Source organism: Saccharopolyspora soli (assembly GCF_022678645.1).
Taxonomy (GTDB): Bacteria; Actinomycetota; Actinomycetes; order Mycobacteriales; family Pseudonocardiaceae; genus Saccharopolyspora; species Saccharopolyspora soli.
Genome location: NZ_JALBWV010000061.1, coordinates 15,580 through 36,852 on the forward strand (window position 1 = coordinate 15,580; position 21,273 = coordinate 36,852).

At 68.1% G+C, this 21,273-nt stretch carries 20 protein-coding genes; 17 read left to right on the plus strand and 3 right to left on the minus strand.

Annotation, left to right across the window (positions count from 1 at the left end; genetic code table 11):
• Positions 1-20 precede the first annotated feature (20 nt).
• The 5 genes from MOQ72_RS34185 to MOQ72_RS34205 all read left to right on the plus strand — a co-directional run bounded on the left by MOQ72_RS34185 (position 21) and on the right by MOQ72_RS34205 (position 6,403).
• Positions 21-539: a hypothetical protein gene (locus tag MOQ72_RS34185; RefSeq protein ID WP_242189961.1), complete on the plus strand. Its 519-nt coding sequence runs from the start codon at positions 21-23 to the stop codon at positions 537-539.
• Positions 540-1,087: 548 nt separating this feature from the next.
• Positions 1,088-1,717, plus strand: coding sequence for a hypothetical protein (locus MOQ72_RS34190; RefSeq protein ID WP_242189962.1), 630 nt, complete (start codon positions 1,088-1,090; stop codon positions 1,715-1,717).
• Positions 1,718-2,063: 346 nt separating this feature from the next.
• Positions 2,064-2,576 carry a hypothetical protein gene (locus MOQ72_RS34195; protein WP_242189963.1) on the plus strand — a complete coding sequence of 171 codons (513 nt, stop codon included), beginning with the start codon at positions 2,064-2,066 and terminating at the stop codon, positions 2,574-2,576.
• Between the two features lie 63 nt (positions 2,577-2,639).
• Entirely contained in the window at positions 2,640-3,920 is a 1,281-nt protein-coding gene (locus MOQ72_RS34200) for a tyrosine-type recombinase/integrase (RefSeq protein ID WP_242189964.1), read from the plus strand.
• A gap of 26 nt (positions 3,921-3,946) precedes the next feature.
• Complete coding sequence (locus MOQ72_RS34205; RefSeq protein WP_242189965.1) at positions 3,947-6,403, plus strand: tyrosine-type recombinase/integrase; 2,457 nt, start codon at positions 3,947-3,949, stop codon at positions 6,401-6,403.
• Here the strand turns inward: MOQ72_RS34205 and MOQ72_RS34210 are convergent.
• Positions 6,400-7,044, minus strand: a complete 645-nt coding sequence (locus MOQ72_RS34210) for a hypothetical protein (RefSeq protein WP_242189966.1) — start codon at positions 7,042-7,044, stop codon at positions 6,400-6,402. The genes MOQ72_RS34205 and MOQ72_RS34210 overlap by 4 nt on opposite strands.
• 250 nt (positions 7,045-7,294) lie before the next feature.
• On the opposite strand from MOQ72_RS34210, the gene MOQ72_RS34215 reads away from it, so the two are divergent.
• The gene (locus MOQ72_RS34215; protein ID WP_242189967.1) at positions 7,295-7,534 is read left to right on the plus strand and encodes a hypothetical protein; all 240 of its coding nucleotides are present in this window, start codon (positions 7,295-7,297) and stop codon (positions 7,532-7,534) included.
• A gap of 27 nt (positions 7,535-7,561) precedes the next feature.
• Here the strand turns inward: MOQ72_RS34215 and MOQ72_RS34220 are convergent, their stop codons facing one another.
• Positions 7,562-7,771 (minus strand): hypothetical protein, encoded by a 210-nt coding sequence (locus MOQ72_RS34220; protein WP_242189968.1) that lies wholly within the window; start codon positions 7,769-7,771, stop codon positions 7,562-7,564.
• Between the two features lie 348 nt (positions 7,772-8,119).
• Here MOQ72_RS34220 and MOQ72_RS34225 point away from each other — a divergent pair, with 348 nt between their 5' ends.
• The 6 genes from MOQ72_RS34225 to MOQ72_RS34250 all read left to right on the plus strand — a co-directional run bounded on the left by MOQ72_RS34225 (position 8,120) and on the right by MOQ72_RS34250 (position 11,075).
• Complete coding sequence (locus MOQ72_RS34225; protein WP_242189969.1) at positions 8,120-8,725, plus strand: hypothetical protein; 606 nt, start codon at positions 8,120-8,122, stop codon at positions 8,723-8,725.
• A 294-nt stretch (positions 8,726-9,019) separates the two neighbouring features.
• On the plus strand, positions 9,020-9,286 hold the full coding sequence (locus MOQ72_RS34230) for a hypothetical protein (protein ID WP_242189970.1): 267 nt from the start codon (positions 9,020-9,022) through the stop codon (positions 9,284-9,286).
• A 250-nt stretch (positions 9,287-9,536) separates the two neighbouring features.
• Positions 9,537-9,944 (plus strand): hypothetical protein, encoded by a 408-nt coding sequence (locus tag MOQ72_RS34235; protein WP_242189971.1) that lies wholly within the window; start codon positions 9,537-9,539, stop codon positions 9,942-9,944.
• On the plus strand, positions 9,944-10,219 hold the full coding sequence (locus MOQ72_RS34240; protein WP_242189972.1) for a hypothetical protein: 276 nt from the start codon (positions 9,944-9,946) through the stop codon (positions 10,217-10,219). Before MOQ72_RS34235 ends, MOQ72_RS34240 begins: the two co-directional genes overlap by 1 nt.
• A 300-nt stretch (positions 10,220-10,519) precedes the next feature.
• Entirely contained in the window at positions 10,520-10,807 is a 288-nt protein-coding gene (locus MOQ72_RS34245; RefSeq protein ID WP_242189973.1) for a hypothetical protein, read from the plus strand.
• Positions 10,791-11,075: a hypothetical protein gene (locus MOQ72_RS34250; RefSeq protein WP_242189974.1), complete on the plus strand. Its 285-nt coding sequence runs from the start codon at positions 10,791-10,793 to the stop codon at positions 11,073-11,075. The genes MOQ72_RS34245 and MOQ72_RS34250 overlap by 17 nt, the downstream gene beginning before the upstream one ends.
• An 11-nt stretch (positions 11,076-11,086) precedes the next feature.
• On the opposite strand, the gene MOQ72_RS34255 is transcribed toward MOQ72_RS34250, so the two are convergent.
• Positions 11,087-11,257, minus strand: a complete 171-nt coding sequence (locus MOQ72_RS34255) for a hypothetical protein (RefSeq protein WP_242189975.1) — start codon at positions 11,255-11,257, stop codon at positions 11,087-11,089.
• Between the two features lie 147 nt (positions 11,258-11,404).
• Here MOQ72_RS34255 and MOQ72_RS34260 point away from each other — a divergent pair, with 147 nt between their 5' ends.
• The 5 genes from MOQ72_RS34260 to mobF all read left to right on the plus strand — a co-directional run bounded on the left by MOQ72_RS34260 (position 11,405) and on the right by mobF (position 21,264).
• Entirely contained in the window at positions 11,405-11,725 is a 321-nt protein-coding gene (locus MOQ72_RS34260; RefSeq protein ID WP_242189976.1) for a hypothetical protein, read from the plus strand.
• A gap of 552 nt (positions 11,726-12,277) precedes the next feature.
• Positions 12,278-12,646 carry a hypothetical protein gene (locus MOQ72_RS34265; RefSeq protein WP_242189977.1) on the plus strand — a complete coding sequence of 123 codons (369 nt, stop codon included), beginning with the start codon at positions 12,278-12,280 and terminating at the stop codon, positions 12,644-12,646.
• 106 nt (positions 12,647-12,752) lie between these two features.
• Positions 12,753-12,920, plus strand: a complete 168-nt coding sequence (locus MOQ72_RS34270) for a hypothetical protein (protein WP_242189978.1) — start codon at positions 12,753-12,755, stop codon at positions 12,918-12,920.
• A 1,283-nt stretch (positions 12,921-14,203) separates the two neighbouring features.
• Positions 14,204-15,949 carry a hypothetical protein gene (locus MOQ72_RS34275; protein WP_242189979.1) on the plus strand — a complete coding sequence of 582 codons (1,746 nt, stop codon included), beginning with the start codon at positions 14,204-14,206 and terminating at the stop codon, positions 15,947-15,949.
• 290 nt (positions 15,950-16,239) lie between these two features.
• On the plus strand, positions 16,240-21,264 hold the full coding sequence (mobF, locus tag MOQ72_RS34280; protein ID WP_242189980.1) for a MobF family relaxase: 5,025 nt from the start codon (positions 16,240-16,242) through the stop codon (positions 21,262-21,264).
• The last annotated feature ends 9 nt before the right edge of the window (positions 21,265-21,273 follow it).

Consider the following 21,273-nt stretch of genomic DNA (forward strand, 5'->3'; position numbering starts at 1 on the left):
CGCAATCTGGAGAGCTCCACGTGAACATCGCCCCCGCTGACCTCCTCGTTGTCGGCGACCCACAACCCATCCCGCGAACTCACCCCCACCGCCTCTGCACCGCGCGCACCACCGATGGGCTCCGATGCAGCCGCCTCCGCGACCACGTCGGGCGCCAGCACGTAGCCGGCGACGGCACGACCGTGCTCGCCGTCTGGGCGTGGCACGAGGACATGACGTTCATGGGCGACATCGTTCTCAGCGTCGTCGCCATCGACCTCAACATCGAACTCGACCCAGCCGAACCCGGCCGCTGCAGCGCGATCCGAGGTGACCGGGCCATGCTGCGCAGCAGCGCCCCCAACTTCTCGGAGGACGTCTTCGCGGTCCTCGAACGCGGCCACGGTGCCCTGGGGTGGCGCCCGGTCACCGAGGCACTGACCAAGACCCAGATCCGGGAGTGGCACCTCCACCGGACCCGGAAACCCGTCTCGATGTCCCGCGCCTTCGACCAGTGGCTCAACCACGTCGCCGCCCGACACCGGATGGACATTCCGTGACCACCCATCACAGCACCACGACCACCAAGAGGCCGTGGATCAACCTCGACAGCATCAACGACGCCGAGACGCGGATCTACCGCCGCTCACGTCTACCACGAACAACTGACCAGCTACTTCACGCGGCGCCGGGCAGGGAGCACCTGCCCGGCGCCGCCGTTTTCGCGGAAAGGAACCCCACCCCCTCGTGAACGACTCCACGCCGATCTACACCCAGCTGGCCGCAGAAATGAAAGACGTCGAGGAACCGCCGAAATGGCCGGAAACCGACCCCGACGGCGAGGGCTCGGACTGAGCTGCTGATCAGCGCCCCAGTCCGCTGTACCTCGGAATTCGCCTGAAACCTAGTCAACTCCTACGCAGCGCTGGCTCATGAGCTGCGCCGCCGACCTCGTCTCCACGGCACCCCAAGCTGACCGACACCGAAGCCCGTCGTTACCACTGGGCTCCAGTTGAGACTTGTCGTTGCGTCATCGTCTGACGAATAGCCCGAGTGCTGGAGCAGGCACAATGAGCCGGAATTGAGCCTGCTCCGCGAGGGAAGGACCATGAGCGCCAACAACATGCCGGCGGCGTCAATGCCTCCGTGGGAGGCAGCCCGCCCCACGTTCAGTTCATGGGGCGCCGTGTTTCAGGAAGACGAGGGCTGGACGCTGGCCGTGGTCGATCCGCGAATACCGGTAGACGAATCACGCGAGCGGGTCGCCGCGCTGAATGAATGGGTGAACTGGCGCGGCGACCGGCGCTGGTGGATCTGGCTCGCGGGCGGAATCACCCTCGCGTGCGCCCTGCTGATCTGGGTGGCGGCGGCGGTGCCTGAGACCAGTATGAAGATTCCTGTGATGATCGGTGTCGTGCTACCACTGGTAGGCATCCCAGCAATCACCGCGTGGCGTAAGGCTCTCAGCGCCCCCAAGCGTCCCTGCGAGGTCATGCTCCGCGGCGCCGTTGATGCCAGGCTGTGGCGGCTTGTGCGGCACCTCAACTCCTACCGGAACGTCGAACCGGACCACGTGGATGCCGTTCGAGGATTGCTCTGGGCCCTGGCACACACCACGCCCCGCGCCGAGCTAGTTAACGACCTCTCGGAACGTTTCGCTGGTTGGTCCGAGCATGATGCGCCCGCGATTCGCAGCGCGGCAGCCCAGATCTGGGCGAACATACCCACCACGCCTTGAACCAACCCTGTTCTCGGCCGCTCCCGAGTACGGCGGCTTCGAGCACACACCCGACTGGAGGGAATATCGGCAAGTCTCCGCGCGGAGATCCGCGACGGCCTGGTAACCGCCTGACACGGCTGTGGCATATGCGAAGGAGCCCCGTTCGTACGAGACGAACGGGGCTCCTTCAAAGGGCCGGTATGCGGCTATGCCCGTTACGGGCGAGAACATCTCGGCCAAGATCGATCAGGTGACACGCTACATGATCCGGAAGAGCGGCGACAAGCAGCGCCACACGCCAGTTTTCGTCTGACGCGAGACTCAGACCCTGACCTTCGCCGCGAACGTCCGTGTCGCTTCGCACGTGAACCTGAAGGAGAACGCGATGAAGGAGCCCGGTGCCAACGACCTGGCTGGTCAACTACCTCGCCGCCGAGGCCGAGATCCGACCGGCCGCGAACCCCGGTGCTTCCGAGGTTTCGCACCCGAACGGGAAACGGTAAACCCGTTCCTGATCCAGCTCGCCGCTGCCATCGTGGAAGCCGACGCCAAGCACTCTAAAACCGTTGGTACGGAAGGGAAAAACATGTTCACTGTGGAAGTCGCCCCCGGTCTTGTGCTCGATGAGGCGATGTACGAGGTGGCCGCCGCGGGCATCCTGGAATACGCGCCCGACGTCGCCCCGCTGACCAAGGAGACGTTCGTCGCCCCGACCGGATGGTGGATCATCCCGGACGACGACTGCGTGGGCTACAAGGCCGAGCTGGTCCTGCGCAACGACCGCGACCGGACGATCAAGCTGAACAACTGGTATTTGCCGGACCTGCGCGGCGGCGAGGAATCCCGGCCGCACTCACATCCCTGGCGTGTTGACTGAACTACCTAGCGAGTTTGACCAGTTCAGAGGGGTATTTCGTCGATCGCTTGTTAGCGTGCGCCGGTGATCAACGACCCGGATGCGCCGCGAGACGTCGTGCGCCTGGTGGTGCCGCAGGCCGGGCGGCTGCTGGCCACGGGCGACGCCGGCGAGCCTTACCGACTGCTCGACGACGATGGCCAGGCAGTGGCCGCGGTGGCGGCGTACTTCGCGGAGCTGCAAGCGTCAGGGTGCCGGCCGACGACCTTGCGGTCCTATGGGAATGACCTGCTGCGCTGGTGGCGGTTTCTCGCCTCGGTCGAGGTCGCCTGGGACAAGGCGACGCGGACCGAGGCTCGCGACTTCATGCGGTGGATGCAGCTCGCCGCCAAGCCGGTACGTCCGCACTGGCGACACCAGGGCTCTGCCGAGACCGTGCCGCCTCGGCAGCCGCGGCACGGAGCTTCAGCGGGCACCGCGAACGCGGTCACGGGCAAGGCGACGCCGGGCAGGAAGTTCAAGTCCTCAACGGCAGCCCACGCCGAAACGGTGCTGCGGTCGTTCTACGACTTCCAGCTCGAAGCGGGCGCCGGGCCGATCGTGAACCCGTTTCCCTTGGCCAGAGCACGACGGTCCGGCCGAGCCCACGCGCACCACAGCCCGATGGACCCGTTCCGTCCGGAGCGGACGGGCCGCTACCGGCCGAAGGCGCAACGACGCGCGCCGAAACGCATCCCCGACGACCGGTTCAACGAGCTGTTCGCCAGCCTGAAGTACCACCGCGACCGTGCCCTTCTGGCGTTCTGGGTGTCGACCGGAGCACGCGCCGCGGAACTGCTGGGCACGCGGCAACGTGACGCCGATCCCGGCGATCAGCTCATCGCGGTGACCCGTAAAGGAACCGGCGCGGTGCAGCCGCTACCGGCCTCCCCGGACGCGTTCGTGTGGCTACGCCTCTACCAGGAAGAGGTGTGGCGCAGCGGGGCGCCGCGCGGAGCGCGCTGCCCGTTGTGGTGGACGCTGCGCCGCCCGTGGCGGCCACTGACCTACCACGCGGCCCGAGCGATGTTCGTGCGGGTGAACGCACTGCTGGGCTCGAACTGGACGTTGCACGACCTTCGGCACACCGCGGCCTACCGGCTGGCGCGTGACCCGCAGATGCCGCTGACCGACGTGCAGTGGATCTTGGGCCACCGGCTGCTGAGCACCACGCAGCTCTACGTCCCACCCGGTGAGGACGAGATGATCAGCAACGTGGTCGCCTTCCATGAGCGCCAAGCGCGCCCGGCACCGGTTGTGCCTCCGCCGCCGGCCAGCGGCTACGACCCGGCGGCCCTGGACGTCCTGTTCGGCAGCCGATCGTGACCGCCGCACCCGCCGTGGCGCCCCGCATGCAGCAGACGCCGGCGAGCCCGGACTTTCGCGGACAAGTGGCCGATGAGCTGCGGCATCGGTTTCCGCCGCGGCCAGTGCCCGATGCCTGGCCGATCTCCATGCGCGGCCGCGCTGACGTGCTTGGCCGGATCGAGGAGATGCTGGCCGACGCCGCGACGCAGCTGCGCGTGAACTGGCGCCGGGGCGCGGACCTGTTGTTGCAGTGGTTGGAGACCTTCCCCGGCGAGTCCTGGCAGCAGCGCTGGTACGCCAGCCCCGCGCACGATCTCGGACAATGCTGGGCCGACACCGCTGCTCAGCAGCTGGCCAAGCCGATCGTCACGTTGCCGAACGTGCTCCGGTGCGGGCTTCTCGCGTTGTTCTGCCTGGATGCCGTTCGTCCGCGAATGACGTGGCTGGTGGAGTGCCGCTCGCCGTACTGGACGCAGGCGATCACCACCTACCGCGACCCGTCCGGCTTCGCCGCCCTCGAAGCATCCGTCGATCCGATCCAGTGGTCCAAGCGGGTGACCGTGATCGCGCTCAACCAGCTGGCGAAGATGCTGATCGCCAAGGGCGGCGGAATCCGGGACATCACCGTCGGCGACTGCCTGGAGTTCCGGGACGCGCGGGTCGCCACGCTGGCCAACAGCGCAGGGCAGACCCTGTTCTATAGCCTGCTGAGGAACCTGGGCTCGTTCCCCGCGGACGCACCGGTGACGCTGAACCGGCTCGGCTCCCGCAGCGGGCAACTGTCGGTCGCGCAGCTGGTCGACCGATTCGGCCTGGCGTGCAGGCCGGTGCGGGACCTGTTCGTGGACTACCTGACCGAACGGCAGCCCGTCCTCGACTACAAGTCCGTGGACTCGCTGTCGCGGAACCTGGCGCAGAACTTCTGGCAAGACCTCGAACGCCACCATCCGGGAATCGACTCGCTGCACTTGCCACCCGAGATCGCCGCGAGCTGGAAGGAGCGGCTGAGGACCAAGACGACCCGGCGCAGGCAGCCCGACGGCTCGATCGCTGATGTCGCCAGCCCGCGGAAGAACTACACCGCGCTGCTGACCGGCGTACGCGGCTTCTACCTCGACATCGCGGAATGGGCGCTGGAGGACCCAGCACGCTGGGGACCGTGGGCTGCGCCGAGCCCGGTCAGCGCCGCCGAGGTGACCGGCTGGCACAAGGCCGCAGCGCAGCGGAAAGCGAGGATGGACCAGCGGACCCGCGAACGCCTGCCGATCGTGCCGTTGCTGGCCGAGGGTGCAGCCCGTCGCCTTCAGGACGCCCGGACCAGGTTGGAGGCTGTTCTCGCCGCTGCTCCCGGCGAGCGTTTCACCGTTCTCGGCGAGACCTTCGTCCGTGCCGGTCACGCTGGCCGCACGGCGATCGACGGCTCCAAGTGCGCCTACGACGACACCGGCCGCCGCCACAACTTCGAGTTCGCCGAGAACCGCGCGTTCTGGGCGTGGGCATCGGTGGAGTTCCTGCGCCACACCGGGGTGCGGATCGAGGAGATGCTTGAGGTCAGCCACCACAGCATCACCCAGTACCGGCTGCCAGCCACCGGTGAGCTGATCCCGCTGTTGCAGATCGCCCCGTCCAAGACCGATGAGGAGCGCCTTCTCGTCGTCAGCCCCGAGCTGGCCGACGTGCTCAGCGCCATCGTCCAGCGCGTACGCGCCAGCAACGGCGCAATCCCGCTGGTGACCGCCTACGACCCTCTGGAACGGGTCTGGAATCCACCACTGCCGTTGCTGTTCCAGTGGCAGGTCGGCGGCGAACGACGTGCCGTCTCCCGCGCGGCCGTCCGCAAGGGCATCAACGAAGTCCTGCTCGAAATCGGCTTGACCGACGCCGCCGGCGAGCCGCTGACCTACCAGCTGCATGACTTCCGGCGTATCTTCGCGACGGAGGCAATCCAAAATGGAATGCCACCGCACATCGCTCAACTTCTGTTGGGGCACAAGGATATCAACACCACAATGGGCTACAAGGCCGTCTATCCCCAAGAGGCGATCAACGGCCACCGCGCGTTCATCGCCCGCCGTCGCGGCCTCCGCCCGAGCTTCGAGTACCGCACGCCCACCGACGAGGAGTGGGACGAATTCCTCGGCCATTTCCAGCGCCGCAAGCTCTCGCTCGGTGAATGTGGCCGCGCCTACGGTTCCGGTTGCCAGCATGAGCACGCCTGTGTCAGATGTTCGCTCCTGCGGGTTGATCCGGCCCAGCGCGGCCGACTGGAGGAGATCCGCGACAACCTCGTCGACCGCGTCGCCGAGGCAGAGCGCGAAGGCTGGGTCGGCGAAGCCGACGGTCTGCGCGTCAGCCTCGCCGCCGCCCAGGACAAACTCGCCCAGCTCAACGAACGCGCCCTGCGCGCCACCACGATTAACCTCGGTCTCCCAGCCTTCGGCGACGTTGCGGGCCGAACCACGGTCGCACCGCGACGTCTCGGCGATCCGGCGAACGCCTAGGCCGCGGCGGCGTGCTGCGGGTTGATCCGGTACATCCGAGCCCGGAATCGTTCCTGCTCGACGGGATCGCGCTGCACTGCGACGTGGCAGCCAGTCGAAAGGTCCAGGTGTCCCCAAATTCCCTTGTTCTCCTCGTCGTGAATCCAGCGGCCGCAGACCATCACCGACACCGTCCGGCCGGGGTCCGCGATGCTGGTGACCTCGTGGTAGTCGCGGGCGAAGATCCGGTTTACCGAACCGGGCAGATTGAGCACGCTGCCCTTCTGAACCAGCAGGCCGGACGCCGAACGGTGCCAGTGCTGATCTTCGTATCCGCCCAGGACTGGGTGGGCTTCCATGACCTCCCAAGGATGTGTGTGGGGCTTCGAGGTCTCGGCGCTGCGCAAGTCCGGGCGGTACCAGATGTTGACTTTGATGGTCAGGTCGAGCGTCTGCGTGACGACGAACTCGGCCTTGTAGCCGATCGGGACGCCAGCGTCATCGTCATCCGGACCAGCCACCAGCCACCACCGGGCCGGGTCGACGAACGTGTCCCAGGTGAGGGCAGGCTGCTCAGGCGCATGCGTGGCCAGACCTTCACTGGCCGCGCCAAACAGCTCCTTGTCCAGCTCGATACCGGGGATGACTTCCAAGCGGTGCATCAGATTCCTTCCCATCCGCTCGATCACTTCCGACCAACAGTGCTCGCATCCGCGAGAGCCAGGGAGGGGTTTCGCGTTTCATCCTCGAACTGGAAACCCTGGAAACCTGCTCTGAACTGCGTAAACCCTCGCCTCAAGATGCGGGCCGGAGTTAGTTCAGAGAAGGCCGTTCGAGGCCAGGGTACTCGCCGGCGGCTATACCGAAGATCGCTACGAACCCACCGGCGACCTGGTCGACGGCCAGCCGCCGGTGCGCGCGCAGCTCGGCGTCGAGCACCGGGCCGGCGGCCGCAACGACGTCCCGCGCTCGGTCTATCACGAGGTCATCGAAATTCACGAGCCCGGCCGGACGCTCTCGCTGATGGTGTGCGGCCGCGGCGAACGCGGCGCCTGGGGCTACCTGGACACCTCGACCGGCCTGCACACGCCGACCTCCCCGGACCCGGACTTCAAGGCCAAGCTCCGCCAGCTCAACCCTCACCAGTACTGACCAGCCGCCCGCCTGCGGCTCGCGCGGTCAGCCGAGAACGTCGCTGCGGGTGCGGAACTCGAAGAACCCGCCGATCCGGTAGGTCCGAGTCCGGAAGGTGCGCCCAGGCCGGTAGCCGCGGCGGGCCAGGTCCGCGAGGACTTCCTTCCGCTCCCGCGCGCTGTGCGCGGCGACGTGCTCGGGCGCGAGGTCCTCGTGCAACGCGATGATCTCGAACGTCTCAGTTCGGAACGCCATACGCCCAGCGTAGAACCGCTCGGCTACCCGTGCGCCGACACGCGTTGGCTCCGGCCAGAGCACGGGCCGCCTTCGTCCGGGCAGGGTAGGGCGGTGACGATCTAGCGGGCAGTCCGCTCGAAGTAGGTCGGTTCGTTGTCGGGGTGCAGAGCCAGGCTGAACACGTAGAACACCTCGTTGCCCTCAGCGTCGCGGCCGTCGGCCCAGCCGGGGCCGGTGGTCCAGGTGAGCGCACCGGGGTTATCAGGGTGCTGGGCGCGGAACCCGTCGAGATACGCGATCGCCTTCTTGATGGACTCGAACGCCGCCGAACCGACAACCTAGCTAGCCCAACCAGGGAGGTCAGGCGTGATCACCACTTCTTCCTATACCGAAGTCGCCGTCGCTGGCGGGGCATGGGTTTGCCCGCTGCTACTTCCAGCGACACCGTTCGGGCAGGTGCACGATGTGCTTGCCCAACTAGCCCGTGATACCGGCTGGCCGGTCGCGGCCTTCGCATACGGGGACACCGACGAACCGGTCGAGGAGCTGCTGCTCTACCGCGACCCGAGCAAGACCTTCGGCACACCACCAGTCGAAGAGTGCGACGACGCGGTGCGCGCCCTGGTCGCGACGACCGGCTGGAGAACCGTCCCGGAGCGGGCACCGACCGGCGGTGTCCTTGTAGGACTCGGCCTTCGGGAGGGTTACGAGGCAGGGGCGTCGCAACATGAGCCTGCCGAAGTTGCGGCGCGGCTCAACGCGCACGGTGGCAGCTGGCAGTGCCGCACAGCCCGACTCGTGTCCGCGCGCCTGGTCGACGACGTCGTGCGCTGGTACGACGAAGTCGGCGTCGTCCTACACGCCTCGCCCCGGCTGCTACCCGCCATCGCGACCCTCGCGCACGAGTTCGCCCAGCACCGCTTCGTCGTTACGAGTCTGACCACCCGGCAGACTCGCGCCTTCCAACGATGACGACAGCCCACCACTGCCCGTCTGCCCTCGGGGCCAGCCGGAATCTCGAAACAGTGCTCGGTTAAGGCGAGGGACAAACTGGGTTGTCCTTCGGAAACTCCGAAGGACAACCCAGTTCTCGTCGTGCCGTCCTGATGGCCGCAATGAAGTCCTGGGGCGTTGCCGCCGAGGAGACCGCCACCCAGTGGGTTGCCCCGCAGCGCGGGTCGCCATCCGTACGGACACCGCGATGCTATCGCACCGAGCGTAGCCGCTGCGGCGGGTCCCGAATCCCAGCAAATCGAGGTGATCAGCATGTTCGGAAGTGTTCACGGTGTCTGCAAGGGAGCCGGAGAACCGCCGATGCGAGTCGAGATGGCCCCAGCCACGATGACCCACCGCGGCGAGGTCCTGTGCTGGAACAACTGGCTCGCGGCCTCCAGCGCCTCCGAATCCGGCGCACGGATCCAGGTCCTCCCCAAGGGCACCTGCCGAGGATGCCGACTCGACGGCTTCGAGCTGTGCAACGGCGTCATCCGCTTCCACCACACCAGTTCGCTCAAGGCCATCAGGCGCTGGTGATCAGCTCGGCGCGGTGTGTGAACACGACCAGCGTGAAACCGGGACACAGGCGACCCGCCCCCGGCGCGCACCGCGCCATCCCCGTCGAAGACCCCAGCTGCTTCCTGCAGCACCCACAGACCCGGCATCCCTCCTAGACCGGCGCGTAACCGCCCTGTGGCGATCCCGGGCAGCGCCGCACTGGCACACGACGGCCTAGCACGGCCGCGTCCTCGAAGCCGAGGCTACCCACCGCGAAAGGAGATCCGAGGTGGCTCCGATCACCGCCGCAGACTTCAACACCGTCCCCACCGCCGTCGCCCACGTGGCCCGCCACCGCGCCACCGGCCAGGCCACCCTTCTGGACCTGTTCCGGGCCATGTGGCACGAGCACGAGCGCAACGGGTTCGACGAGCGGCACTACGTCGCCACGAAGCTGTGGCTCGACCGGCAGGCCGGGGTCCAGATCAAGGGCACCTACCACGGGCGGTGGCCGTTCCTGCAGCGTTTGCTCAACGCGCTACTGACAGCCGAAAACTCCAGAACCAAACCGCCCGACTTCGCCCTGCGCACGCAGGGTTTCATCGCCGCGGAGATCGACGAGTTCTGGATGTGGGCTCCCGAGCGCGGCCCCCAGCACACCGTCCGCACCCTGCTGACAAGCGAAGGAGCGCAGTGATGGCCTCACCATCCGAGGTCGTGGAAGCCGTCGCCTACGTCCAGCCCGAGGTCCTTGGCGCTCCACAGTGGCGGCACATCGTCGCCGCCGAGGACTACACGGGACACACCCTCATCTGCTCAGCGAAAGACGCGATCACCGCCGACGTCGTGAAGTTGGGGATGGGCCTGCTCATGGCCGAGCACGGCCGCCTGGTGCAGGAGGCCAGTGACGAATACCTGCCCCCGGAGATCCGGCAACAAGCGCTCGCCGAACTGCGGCGCCGACTGAGCTGACGAACCCGACCACTGCCGCTCCCGGAGCAACTGCCCGGGGGCGGCAGTGCTGCATCCGCCCCGCTGGTCTGGTCGCCAGCCACACCTTTGTCCGAGCGACCCGGGTTCGGCGTGCCCCGGCTCGCGCTGTTCCTCGCAGGCGGGTCCCCCGGCCCGCAACCACTTCTCGCGTTACGGATGCCCGCCCCATCGACGAAGGACACCCCCGTGCCCAACCCGAAGCCGCGATACCGGTTCTTCCACACAGCTCGAAAGCACCAAATCGCCGCGAGCCACGCACGACACGTCCTGAATCACCCGGTGGCGATCGTCGCCGTCCCGCCCAAACAGGACGATCACTCCGAGCTGTGGATGTTCCTCGGCGACGACGATCGCGGCTTCGCGCTCGAAGTGGGCGCCATCCCACTGGACGACAGTGGCCCCACGAAGTGGCTGGTCATCCACGTCCAGCGGCTACGAAAGAAATACCAAGCCGACTACGAATACGGCAAGGAAATGCAGAAAAAGCTGACCAACGCCGCCCATGACTCAGCAGCCCCGGACCTCGATGCCGACGACGAGGGGAGACCCCATGCCGACACCACCTGACCACGACGAAGCCGACGACTACGACCCGGCGTCGGAACAGCTACTCGACGGGCGCGGCGAGTTCATCGACAACGTCCGCATCAAGCACGCGCTGGCCCGCCTCGAAATCGAGGAGCCGGAGCCCGCGCCAGGCCGTCCTGCGGCCGCGCCGAGCTCGCCTCAGCCCGATGCTGCGCTCTCACCAACCCGCCGCCCACCGCTCACCGACGCCGCACTGCGACGCGCGCTCGACAACGCAACCAAGCCACCGAAGCCCCGCAAGCGCTAGTGGTGGCAGCGCTAAGCACGTCGCACCGGAAACTCCGGGGTCTGCTCCCCGGGATCGTCGTCGTCCTCGAACGCCGCAAGAGCGCGGCCGACCGAGTCCTCGGTGATCCGGCGGCCCCGCCGGTCGTACAGGGTTTCGGACCTCAGATCGACGACGTCGTCGTCAGGCGGCCGTGCGGTCATGACGAAACCTCCCAACGCACGAACGTGCACCTCGCCCAGGATAAGCACTTCCCGCGTCAGTCCTTACCACCATCATCGCCGCCAACCGCCAGCTCCCCTGGGGAGCCTGACGCCCCGTCAACTACATCTCACGTCAGGAGTTGCTGCATGACACCCCGACAGGGCATGTGGAGACCAGGTTTCCGAGACGAATACCGGGACATGGAAGGCGGACTGCGGTACGCCGCCGGCCGGTTGCGCAACGCCGTCACTACCGTCACCAGCAAGGAAAAGCTGCAGGAGCTGGTCGCGCGCGAGCTGGTCTTGTTGGGTGAAGCCATCGACGACATCGAGCAGGACAACCGCCGGAAGCGCACCGGCCGCACCACGCCTCCAGACCCCGAGCACTCGGTCGCTGAGGCGATGCGAACCGATTCGAAGCTGCGATTGCTGATCGGTAACGACACCGCCGCCGATTTCGGCCAATAGCCGCCCGCGCTTCAGGACACGCTGGATTCGAGCGACTGGCCAACGGCCCGATTCCGACGATGACCGACGAGCGGATCAAGCAGTTCGAGCGGACAGGGAGGTGACCAGGATGAAGTGCCCAGGATGCGGCATCGGCAGACTTGCCGACAATGGCAAGGGGGGCTGGACGTGCTCCTACTGCCCGTTCAGTGAGGGGCCAGTTCTCCAGCGCTTGTGGATTAACTGGATCTGAACGAGTTGAGAAGCGGGTCAGGCATTCGGGTCTGGCCCGCTTTTTCGTGCGCACCGCACAGGGTTTGGGGTTCCTGGTCTGCCCGTCGCCTGGGCTGTGCCATGCCGGGCGTCGTGCGGCGGTGCAAGCCAACTCTTTCCCGGCTTGCGGCGTCGGCGCTGTGACGACCTGTCCTCTGCGTCTGGCCGCCAACACCCCACGATCCCGGCCACCCGACAGACACCTGGAGGACTCCCATGCCAACCCCAACCCGCTCGCGGACAGCGACCACCGAACCAAGACCAGCGCCGGTGACAGGGCCAGCCGCTACCGTCGGCCCCATGACCCAGATTCTCCGACTCAGCGTGGCCGCTACCGTCGGCGCGTTCGGTGGCGCCGCCGTGACCGGCCTACTCGCCCTCGCCACCGGCCACGCCGACACCACCGCGCTCAAGGGCCTGCCGTTCATCGCCCTCATCGGCGCCGCCCTCGGCTGCATCGCCGCGTTCTTCGCCCGACGCTGGCTGCTGCCCGCGGTCACCGGCCGCCGCCGGTACGCCGTGTTCGCCGCCCTCGGCGCGGTCGTGGTTTCCCTGATGACCTTCGCTCCCGGCCTCGGTGGTGTGCTGGCCCCCGCTATCCTGCTCGGCGGGGCGGCCGCCGTCGTCTACTACGTGACGGTCGCCCGCCGCCCCGCTGTGCGACGCTGACGCCCCCGAACCTGCGGCGCCGGAGGAAGCCCCGGCGGACTCCGCCGCTTTCGCAGCCGCCAGCGCTCGCTTCACCGCGTTCTGCGACAGATCAAGCATCTCGGCAATGGCCGGAATCGACATCCGCCCATCCGTCTGCAGCGTGCGCACCGCCCGCCCCGCCTCTGCCTCGGCTTCAGCCAGCTCCCGCGCGGCCGCCGCCCGCTCCCGGTCGATCTTCTCCCACAGCGGCGCGATCCGCTTCTCCAACCAAGCCTCGATCGCCGCCCGCTGATCCGCCATCCCCAACACCGTGGCGACTGCCTGGTTCACCCGCTGCTGCCGCGCTTTCTCCTCCGCGCGCTGCTCATTGAGCCGCTGCCGCGCGGCCTGCAGCTTCGCCAATGTCTCGGTCGACCGCCGAGCCATCGCCGGGCCTCCCCTCGATCAGCCGTGTCCGAGTCACCGCCGATCCTCACCCACCGCCCCACCCGTCCGACACTGTGCCCGGCTAGACAGTCCTGGACAGCTCTGAACCCGGCCCCACTCTCACTCTTCAAGGGAGGCCACGATGGCCCGCCGCAATCGGCACATGATCAGCGGGCGCTGACTGCCTGACCCGCCGGAGTGGCCCGCGCGCGCAGGCCCTGCGACAGAAGCTCAACGATCCGCTGGCCGGTCCGTCTGGTCGACACCGGCGGCGTCCGTCTCTACGGCCGCAGCGCGCACCTTGCCCAGCCACACCCCAGCAGCCGTCCAACAGTTCTGGAAGACGAATTGATGCAGCTGCGCGCCGAACTCGACCGCCCCCGGCCGGGCCTTGGGGGGCGTGTTCGGCCACGGACATGAAAGAGCCGACGTGGTGGCCCGAAGGCCAACCCTGCGAAGGGCCCTGCCACGGCCACGTCGGCCAACGCACGCCACACCAATGGCCAGCTAGTAGCCGAAGGCGTGCGGTGAGCAGTCTAACCGCACCTGCGGCCAGAGCTCCACCGGATTCCACGCCGCGCCTTCGGCAACCGCCACGGAATCATGACCAGCACGATCCGCCGTTGGGAACGGCCCTGGTCATGCTGCCTTCGGCGACGACCTGGTCAGCCGACTGCCGGTGGGGCCAACTCCCCTTTTACCGCTTGGGGCAGCGGAGTGTAGCCCTCCACCGGATCGCGTCAAATCGCTGGTGAAAAAACTTTTTGGGCGGGGTGCGGCGTTCGTCGGGGTACGGCGTTTCGCACCCCGCCCAAAAACTTTTTTCACCAAAGCGTGCGATTTGACCCGATCCAGCTCCGGGCAGCGCCTGAAATGCGCCCCAACCGGAAAAAGAAGAGTTGGAAATGCGAAAAAGAACGGGCGGTTCTTGCTGCCTGCGGCGACGGCTAACCATGCCGTCTCGCCCTTTCATGCCCGAATAACGGCAGGTCAGGGCGCTAGATTGGCGGCAACGAGACGATAACAAAGCGACACGAAACGCCGAAAAATGATGCGCACGGCCGAAAATTCGCTAAAATAGGAACCGCAAGACCAACCGGGACTGCCACCCCGGTAAACACCACAAAAGCTAGATTAAAGGAGCCAGCAATGGCCGACATCGTTAACGAGATTTACGCCGACGCCACCGCCGACAATCTCCCCGATGCTATTGCTCTCGCCGCCGCCCTGTTCGCCGACAACCGCCCCCGCGCGGCTGTTGACGTCCTGCGCCGCGCGTTCACCAACGCGCCCGAGGCCGACGCCTCGACGTTCGTCCATGTCGCCACCACGCTCGCCAAGAATGAGAGCGTCGCGGCTCCCAAACTGCGCGACGACTACAAGCGCCACCAGCGCACCGCAGCGCGCAACAGCGCCGACGCCGTGACCGTCGGAACCCTCGCCCCGATCGCAGCCGACGCCGCCGAGCGAGAAGCGGTCGAGCACTACCGCGCCGCAACCATCATCACGGCCGCAACCCGCACGGCCCAGACCGCCCACCACGCCGAGGCGCACCCCGACGCCCCCGACGCCGCCGCTCTCACCGACGACCAGCGCGCCGCAGTCCGCGAAATCATGCGCACCGACCGCGACGACACCGGCCGCCCCGTCGCCGACCGCAACGGCATGGTGATCACGACCGCCCCCGAAGCCCCCGCCGTGATCGTCGCTCCCACCGCCGCCGAGGCAGACGCCATCGAGCACCACCGCGCGCAGAAGATTCGCGCGCTCACCGCGCGTGTTACCAAGTCCGCCCGCGTCACCGTGCCCCACCTGCCCGAAGCCACCGATACGCGCGACGACGCCCCCGAATGGCTCAAGGCCAAGCGCCGCAATACCCGCAAACCCGCCCGCGTCACCGACCCCGACACGCCGGAATGGCTTGGCTTCAACACCTACCACGCCGGAACCAACGGGCGCCCCGCCGCATGGGACCAGATCCCCAAAGAACCGATCGGCGAAATCCGCGAGCACGCGCAGCACAACCACCCCGCGCGCGGCTTGCACGGCAAGAACATCCGCCCCGCCACGTGTGCCGCGTGCGCCCACGCGGTGACCGCCCGAGCCGACCGCGACGCCTGGAACGCCTACGCGCGCCCGGCCGAGCAGCGCCACGCCGCCGACGTCGATAACCGACTGTTCGACCAGACCGACACCAGCGACGACGACACCACCGAGCGCCAGGCCGACACCCCGTGCGTGGACTGCGGGAAAACGCGGCCCTACCGCCCCGCACATCGTGACACGGGCATGTGCCCCACGTGCGAGAAGGCCCACGACGACGCCCAGCGCGCCGAACGCGCCGAACAACTCGCCGCCGCCCGCAACGCGGCCATGACCACCGGAACCATCGTCGTCGTCCCCACCGAGGCCCGCGAACGCCTCACCACCCGCCGCACCTGGACCCCCAACGCCGCAGAACCCCCGAGCGCCCACGCCGATTACGCCGACCAACAGGCCACCGCCCGCCGCCGCCGGTACAAGAAGAACCCCAACCCGTCGACAAGGTGCACCATCGACGAGCACGCGGCGTACGGGTGCACGCTCACCGGGCCGCACACACTGACCGACACCATGCACGCATGGTGCCGAGACGTCACCACCCGCCGTCCCCGCGCCGAGGCGCTGAGCATCATCCGCAGCATGATGCTGACCTACGGCGAACCCGACACCGCCAAGCGGGAGAAGTGGGCGAAACCCAACCTCGCCGAAGGCGAGACCCTGTACCGCATGACCGAAGAACAAACGGTGCTTACTGCATGGGTGAAGACGTCGCCCGCTTCACCGTGGCGACAGCAGCGCCCGCGCACCTTCGGCCCCAGCATCCGCCGCACGCCGCAGCCCGCCGCAGCCTGACGCCACCGCGACTCCAGCGCCCCCGCCCCAGCGGGGGCGCTTTTTTGCGCGCGCACGCATCGACCCCCGCCCTGCCCCACCTCGCCGCCGGACCCACCACCCGCACCACGGCCCCAGCCGCCACCCCACCACCGCCCGCACACCCGCCACCCCCACCGCTCCGACCAGCCCCTCACTTCCACCTAGCACCTCTTGCAGATCAGCTCCCCGGCCGAGTTGACAGGAATGTCAAGCGCTGTCAAGGACTTTGGACGCCGCGAATAACGGCGCCGTGGCGATAGTGGATACCGGTGCTGGCGATACGGAAATTGTCTCCGGGCGGGTACGAGTACCTGACTGGCAGCGTCGCGTGCGCTGACCGGGACCTCGAACCCGGCGAGACGCTGGCCGAGGTCTACATCGCGCACGGCTACCCACCGGGCCAGTGGTACGGCTCCGGCGCGGCCGCGCTCGGGGTGTCCGGTGAGGTCACCGCGGAGCAGATGCAAGCGCTGTTCGCCGAGGGCCGCCACCCGAACGCAAGCGAGATCGAGGCCCGCGAGATCGCCGCCGGAGCCAGCCCGGCCGAGGCGATGCGCGCCACCAAACTCGGCCGCGCCTTCGCCCAGTACGGCGGCGTCGACGAGCTCGCCAGCAAGGTCATCGCCGCCTACAAGACCTACAACCAGCACAACGGGCGCCCCCTTGGTGCGCCGATCGACGAGCCGATGCGCGCCGAGATCCGTCGGCGTGTGCAGCGCGATGCCTTCACCGAGGCCCACGACGGCCGAAAACCCCTGGATGACGACGAGCTGACCCGGTGGCTGGCCGAACAGAAACGACAGCTGAAGACCGCCACAGCCGGGTACGAGCTCGTGATCGCCCCACCGAAATCCGTGTCGGTGGCGTGGGCGCTCGCCGACGATCACGACCGGGAGCAGATCACCTCTCTGCACCGGCAAGCGGTCCGCGACACCCTGGACTACGTCGAGTCCCACGCCGCGTTCACCCGCCAAGGAGACCAGGGCGAGGCCCAACTCGACACCCGAGGCATCGTCGCGGCGCTGTTCGAACACTGGGATTCGAGGGCGGCCGATCCGCATTTGCACAGCCACGTCGTCATCTCCGGCAAAGTTCAGCGCGACTCCGATGGCGCCTGGAGGGCGCTGGATGGACGCACCATGCACGCGGCCGCGGTGACGTTGTCCGAGTACTACAACTCCCGGATCCGGGACCTCTTCCGCGACCAGGGCGCGAGCTGGTCGGAGCGGCCGCACAACGGCATCGACTACCGGCGCCCCACCTGGGAGCTCGACGCCGTGCCCAACGAGCTAATGGCCGGGTTCGCCCAACGCGCGTCCCAAGTGGAGCAAGACCGCGCCCGGCGCATCGTCGAGTACCGCCGCGCCCACGGCCGCGAACCCAGCCCTCGGGAGCTGCTGGAGATCTCCCGCCGAGCCCAATACGGCACCCGCGAAGCCAAACAACCCCCGCGCACCCTCGCCGAACACATCGCTCGGTGGCGAGCTCAAGCCGAAACAATGGTGCCGGAAGCGGCGCTCGTCGAGATGCGGCAGCGCCTGTTCGCCACGCCCGAACCCGTTTCCGAGTTCACCGTGGCAGAACTAGCCGAGCGCACCCGGTTCGTTGTCTCCGACTTCTACAGCCACTTCAACACGTGGAATCTGCTGGCGGAGGCGCACCGGCAAACCGCGCACCTCCGAGTGCCCGCCAGCGGCCGCGATGCCCTGGTCGCCCAGGTCGTCGAGGCGATCATCGCCGCGCCCGACACCATCTCGCTGCAAGCTCCGGGCCTGTTCCACGAGCCGTCGGAACTCGTTCGCGCCAGCGGCGAGAGCGTGTTCGTCGAGCACCACAGCCAGCGTTTCACCACCGAACAGACCCTGCGGGAAGAAGCGGCCCTGGCCGCATGGGGCCAGCGCGCCGATGGCGTGCGGATCAACTCGCAGGCGGTGCATCAGGCCCTGGCCGGGGCGAAACTCAACCCCGGTCAGCGGCGTGCTGTCGTGGAATTCGCCCAGTCCGGCCGCCGCATCCAACAGCTGTCGGCTCCCGCCGGTGCGGGTAAGACGACGACGATGAAGGTGTTCGCGCAGGCGTGGCGGGCGGGCGGCGGGCGCGTGTACGCGTTCGGCCCGTCTGCCCGTGCTGCACAGGAACTCGGCGACGCCATCGGGGCGAGGCCGCACACGCTGCACCAGGTCACCACCGCGCTGAAAGTGGGCGTCGCTGCGCGGTCTTTCAACTTCCGGCGTGGGGATGTGCTCATCGTCGACGAGATCGGCATGGCCGGCACCCACACGCTGCACGCGGTCGTTGAGTACGCGCTGCGGCGCGGCGCGGACGTCCGGTGGGTCGGCGATAACCGGCAGCTGGCCGCCGTGGAGGCCGGCGGCGCGATGCGGTGGTTCGAGCACAAAAACGGCTCGCTGAGGCTCCGTGAGGTGGTGCGGTTCGCCGACCGCGCGCAGGCCGTGGCGTCGCTGAAACTGCACCGGGCAGATCCCTCGGGGTTGGACTATTACTTCGAGCGGGAGTGGGTGCAGGGCGGGAGCCGGGAGACGATGCGGGATGCCGCGCACCGAGCGTGGCGCCGCGATCTGGAGCAGGGGCGCCAGACGCTGCTGGTTGTGCCGACGACCGACGACGTCACCAACCTGAACCTGCAGGCCCGTGAAATCCGGGTCGCCCGGGGTGAAGTCGATACCGTCGGGCGGGCGGTGCAGCTGCACGATGCCACTGTTGCCAGCGAGGGTGACTGGGTTGTCACTCGCGAAAACGACCGGCTCACGACCTTGTTTGGTGGCCGCGATTTCCTGAAGAACGGCGATACCTGGTGGGTCGACGGCGTGCGCCGCAACGGCGATCTGCTGCTGCGGCACCGCATCACGGACGGCCGGGTCGTGCTGCCTGCCGCGTACGTCCGCGTCCACGTCGAGCTGGCCTACGCTACCACGATCAACCGCGCCCAGGGCATGAGCGTGAAGAAGGGATCCGCACACGCGTTGATCCCGCAAGGGATCTCACGCGAGCAGCTGTACACCATGCTCACTCGCGCCGAGTTCGACAACCGCGCCTACGTGGAAATCATCAAGCACGTCGCCGATTCCCACCAGGAAACCCCGCCCGAGCGCACCGCGCGGGGCGTGCTGGAAGCCGGGTTGAAGCGTTCCTCCGCCGAGACCCCCGCCTCCGAAGAGCTCCGCCGGGGGCTGAACCAGGCCACCGCGATGCCCGAGCTGTTCGCCCGGCACCAGTATGTGGCTCACCTGGGGGCGGACGAACGCGTCGAGCAGGCGCTGACCACGCACGTCCCGTCGATACCGGAATCGCTGGCACTGCATGCGCTCTTGCGTGCCGCCGACGACCTCGGATGGCACCCCGACCAACTCCTCGCCCAGAGCACCAGCCGCGTGGATTTCGCCCGTGCCGACAACCCCGCCGGGCTGCTGCACCATCTGCTCACCCAGCGATTGCAGGGGAATCCGCCACCGCGCATGCAGGCGGCTACGGCTACCGATATCCGGCAATGGCGTGAAGTCGTTCGCGTCCACACACCCACCGCAGACGTCGAGGACCCAGCGTGGACTGTGGTGTGGAAGCGCGCCGCCGCAGGCGTCGCGGACGGCCTCGACGCCGACACCGCCGTGCACCACGCCGCCCAGGCGCTGGCCGCACGCCCGGTCACCGACCCCATGCCCGACTACGACTTCGTCGCCGACGCCCTCAGCGTGGGCTTGGACCGACAGCGCGGCGACGGCGCCGGATGGCAGCCGGTCCTGCCGTGGCAAGCACGCCTCGACCTCGGTGCGCTGAGCCCCGAGCTCACCGGATACCTGAACGACGTACAAGACCGCATCCGCAATCGCCTCGACGAGCTCCGCGACCAGGTCACCGCCGACCCACCACAATGGATCGCCGCACTCGGACCACGCCCAGAGGACCACGAAACGGCCGCGCAGTGGGATGACCTGGCAGGTGTGGCAGCCGCCTACCGCGAGACCTACACCATCACCAGCAACGACCCGGCACACCCGCTCGGCGCCGAACCCGCCGGACCAAGCCTGCGCGCCACGGCATGGCATGACCTCATCTCCCGGTGGGGCCCACCAACCGCGCCATCCTCCGACACGCCACCCGATGCGGTCGACCGACTGCGCGACGAGCTCGATCCCGACGAACTACTCGCCGCGATCTCGCAAGACAAAGCTCTGCCAGACGTGTCGTTGTCGACGCTCCTGCAGCGGCACCGGCACCTGAGCACCGAGCTACTGGACCGCGCAGCCACCCACGCCTTATCCGAACACGCCCCGCACACGCTCGACGCGGACGCCGCCCCGGCACTGCTGGCGGCCTTGCGTCGCGCCGAACACCACGGCTGGCAGGTCGATCGCCTCGTCGCCACCGTCGCCAGATCCGCGGACCTCTCGGAAGCCGACGATCCCGCAGCGCTGCTGCACTGGCACATCCACCAGCACATCGACGGCCGCACCCCACCCGCCCGAGCCGCCGACCCCACCACCGAGCAGATGCACCGCTGGCGCGCACTCGCCGCGCGTGAAGTCCCGAACGAACCTGTCGCCGACGCGGCATGGAACCTGGTGTGGCGGCACGCGGCCGCCGCAGCCGCCGAGGGCCTCAACGCCGACGCCGCGATCACCTTCGCAGCCCAGGCACTGGCCACACGCCCGGTCACCGACCCGATGGAAGCGCACCGTTACGTCGCTCAATGCGTTGTCGATCTGGCGCAGCGCCAGCGCCTCGACGGCCACGGCCAGCAGCCAGTCCTCCCGTGGATGCGCGACCCCGCCGCCACCGTGCACGCCGTCGACCCCGAGCGCGCCGCCGAGCTCCACGACATCGCCGAGCTAGCCCGCACCCGCCTGACGCAGCTTCGCGACCAGGTCACCACCGAGCCGCCCCACTGGACCGCGGGGCTTGGTCCCCGCCCGGCCAACCCCGAAACGGCCCAGCAGTGGGACCAACGCGTGGTGCTCGCTGCGGCCTACCGCGAGACCTACCGCGTGACCAGCAACGATCCCCAAACTCCGCTGGGAGTGGATCCTGGTGGAAACAGCGCCCGCGCCACGGCATGGCGCGCCATCACCGAACAATGGAGGCCACCAGTGGATCCCGACAGCACCGCAGCGAGCGTCGAAGCCGAGATCGAGGAGTTACGCGACCGCGTCGACGAACGCCGCGCAGTCGACTCCTCGCAGGACACCGACGAACGCTTCCAGGATCGCGTCGACGAGAAGTACGGCGGTGACGACGAGTCCTTCTCGCACCGGACTACGTTCGGCACCGGCTACTGACGCGGGTCC

Excerpts from the sequence above, each read along its gene's own strand:
- MOQ72_RS34190 (WP_242189962.1), top strand. The coding sequence starts at position 1,088 with ATGAGCGCCAACAACATGCCGGCGGCGTCAATGCCTCCGTGGGAGGCA.
- MOQ72_RS34205 (WP_242189965.1), top strand. The coding sequence starts at position 3,947 with ATGCAGCAGACGCCGGCGAGCCCGGACTTTCGCGGACAAGTGGCCGAT.
- MOQ72_RS34210 (WP_242189966.1), bottom strand. The coding sequence starts at position 7,044 with ATGCACCGCTTGGAAGTCATCCCCGGTATCGAGCTGGACAAGGAGCTG.
- MOQ72_RS34220 (WP_242189968.1), bottom strand. The coding sequence starts at position 7,771 with ATGGCGTTCCGAACTGAGACGTTCGAGATCATCGCGTTGCACGAGGAC.
- MOQ72_RS34230 (WP_242189970.1), top strand. The coding sequence starts at position 9,020 with ATGTTCGGAAGTGTTCACGGTGTCTGCAAGGGAGCCGGAGAACCGCCG.
- MOQ72_RS34240 (WP_242189972.1), top strand. The coding sequence starts at position 9,944 with ATGGCCTCACCATCCGAGGTCGTGGAAGCCGTCGCCTACGTCCAGCCC.
- MOQ72_RS34250 (WP_242189974.1), top strand. The coding sequence starts at position 10,791 with ATGCCGACACCACCTGACCACGACGAAGCCGACGACTACGACCCGGCG.
- MOQ72_RS34255 (WP_242189975.1), bottom strand. The coding sequence starts at position 11,257 with ATGACCGCACGGCCGCCTGACGACGACGTCGTCGATCTGAGGTCCGAA.
- MOQ72_RS34260 (WP_242189976.1), top strand. The coding sequence starts at position 11,405 with ATGACACCCCGACAGGGCATGTGGAGACCAGGTTTCCGAGACGAATAC.
- MOQ72_RS34265 (WP_242189977.1), top strand. The coding sequence starts at position 12,278 with ATGACCCAGATTCTCCGACTCAGCGTGGCCGCTACCGTCGGCGCGTTC.
- MOQ72_RS34270 (WP_242189978.1), top strand. The coding sequence starts at position 12,753 with ATGGCCGGAATCGACATCCGCCCATCCGTCTGCAGCGTGCGCACCGCC.
- MOQ72_RS34275 (WP_242189979.1), top strand. The coding sequence starts at position 14,204 with ATGGCCGACATCGTTAACGAGATTTACGCCGACGCCACCGCCGACAAT.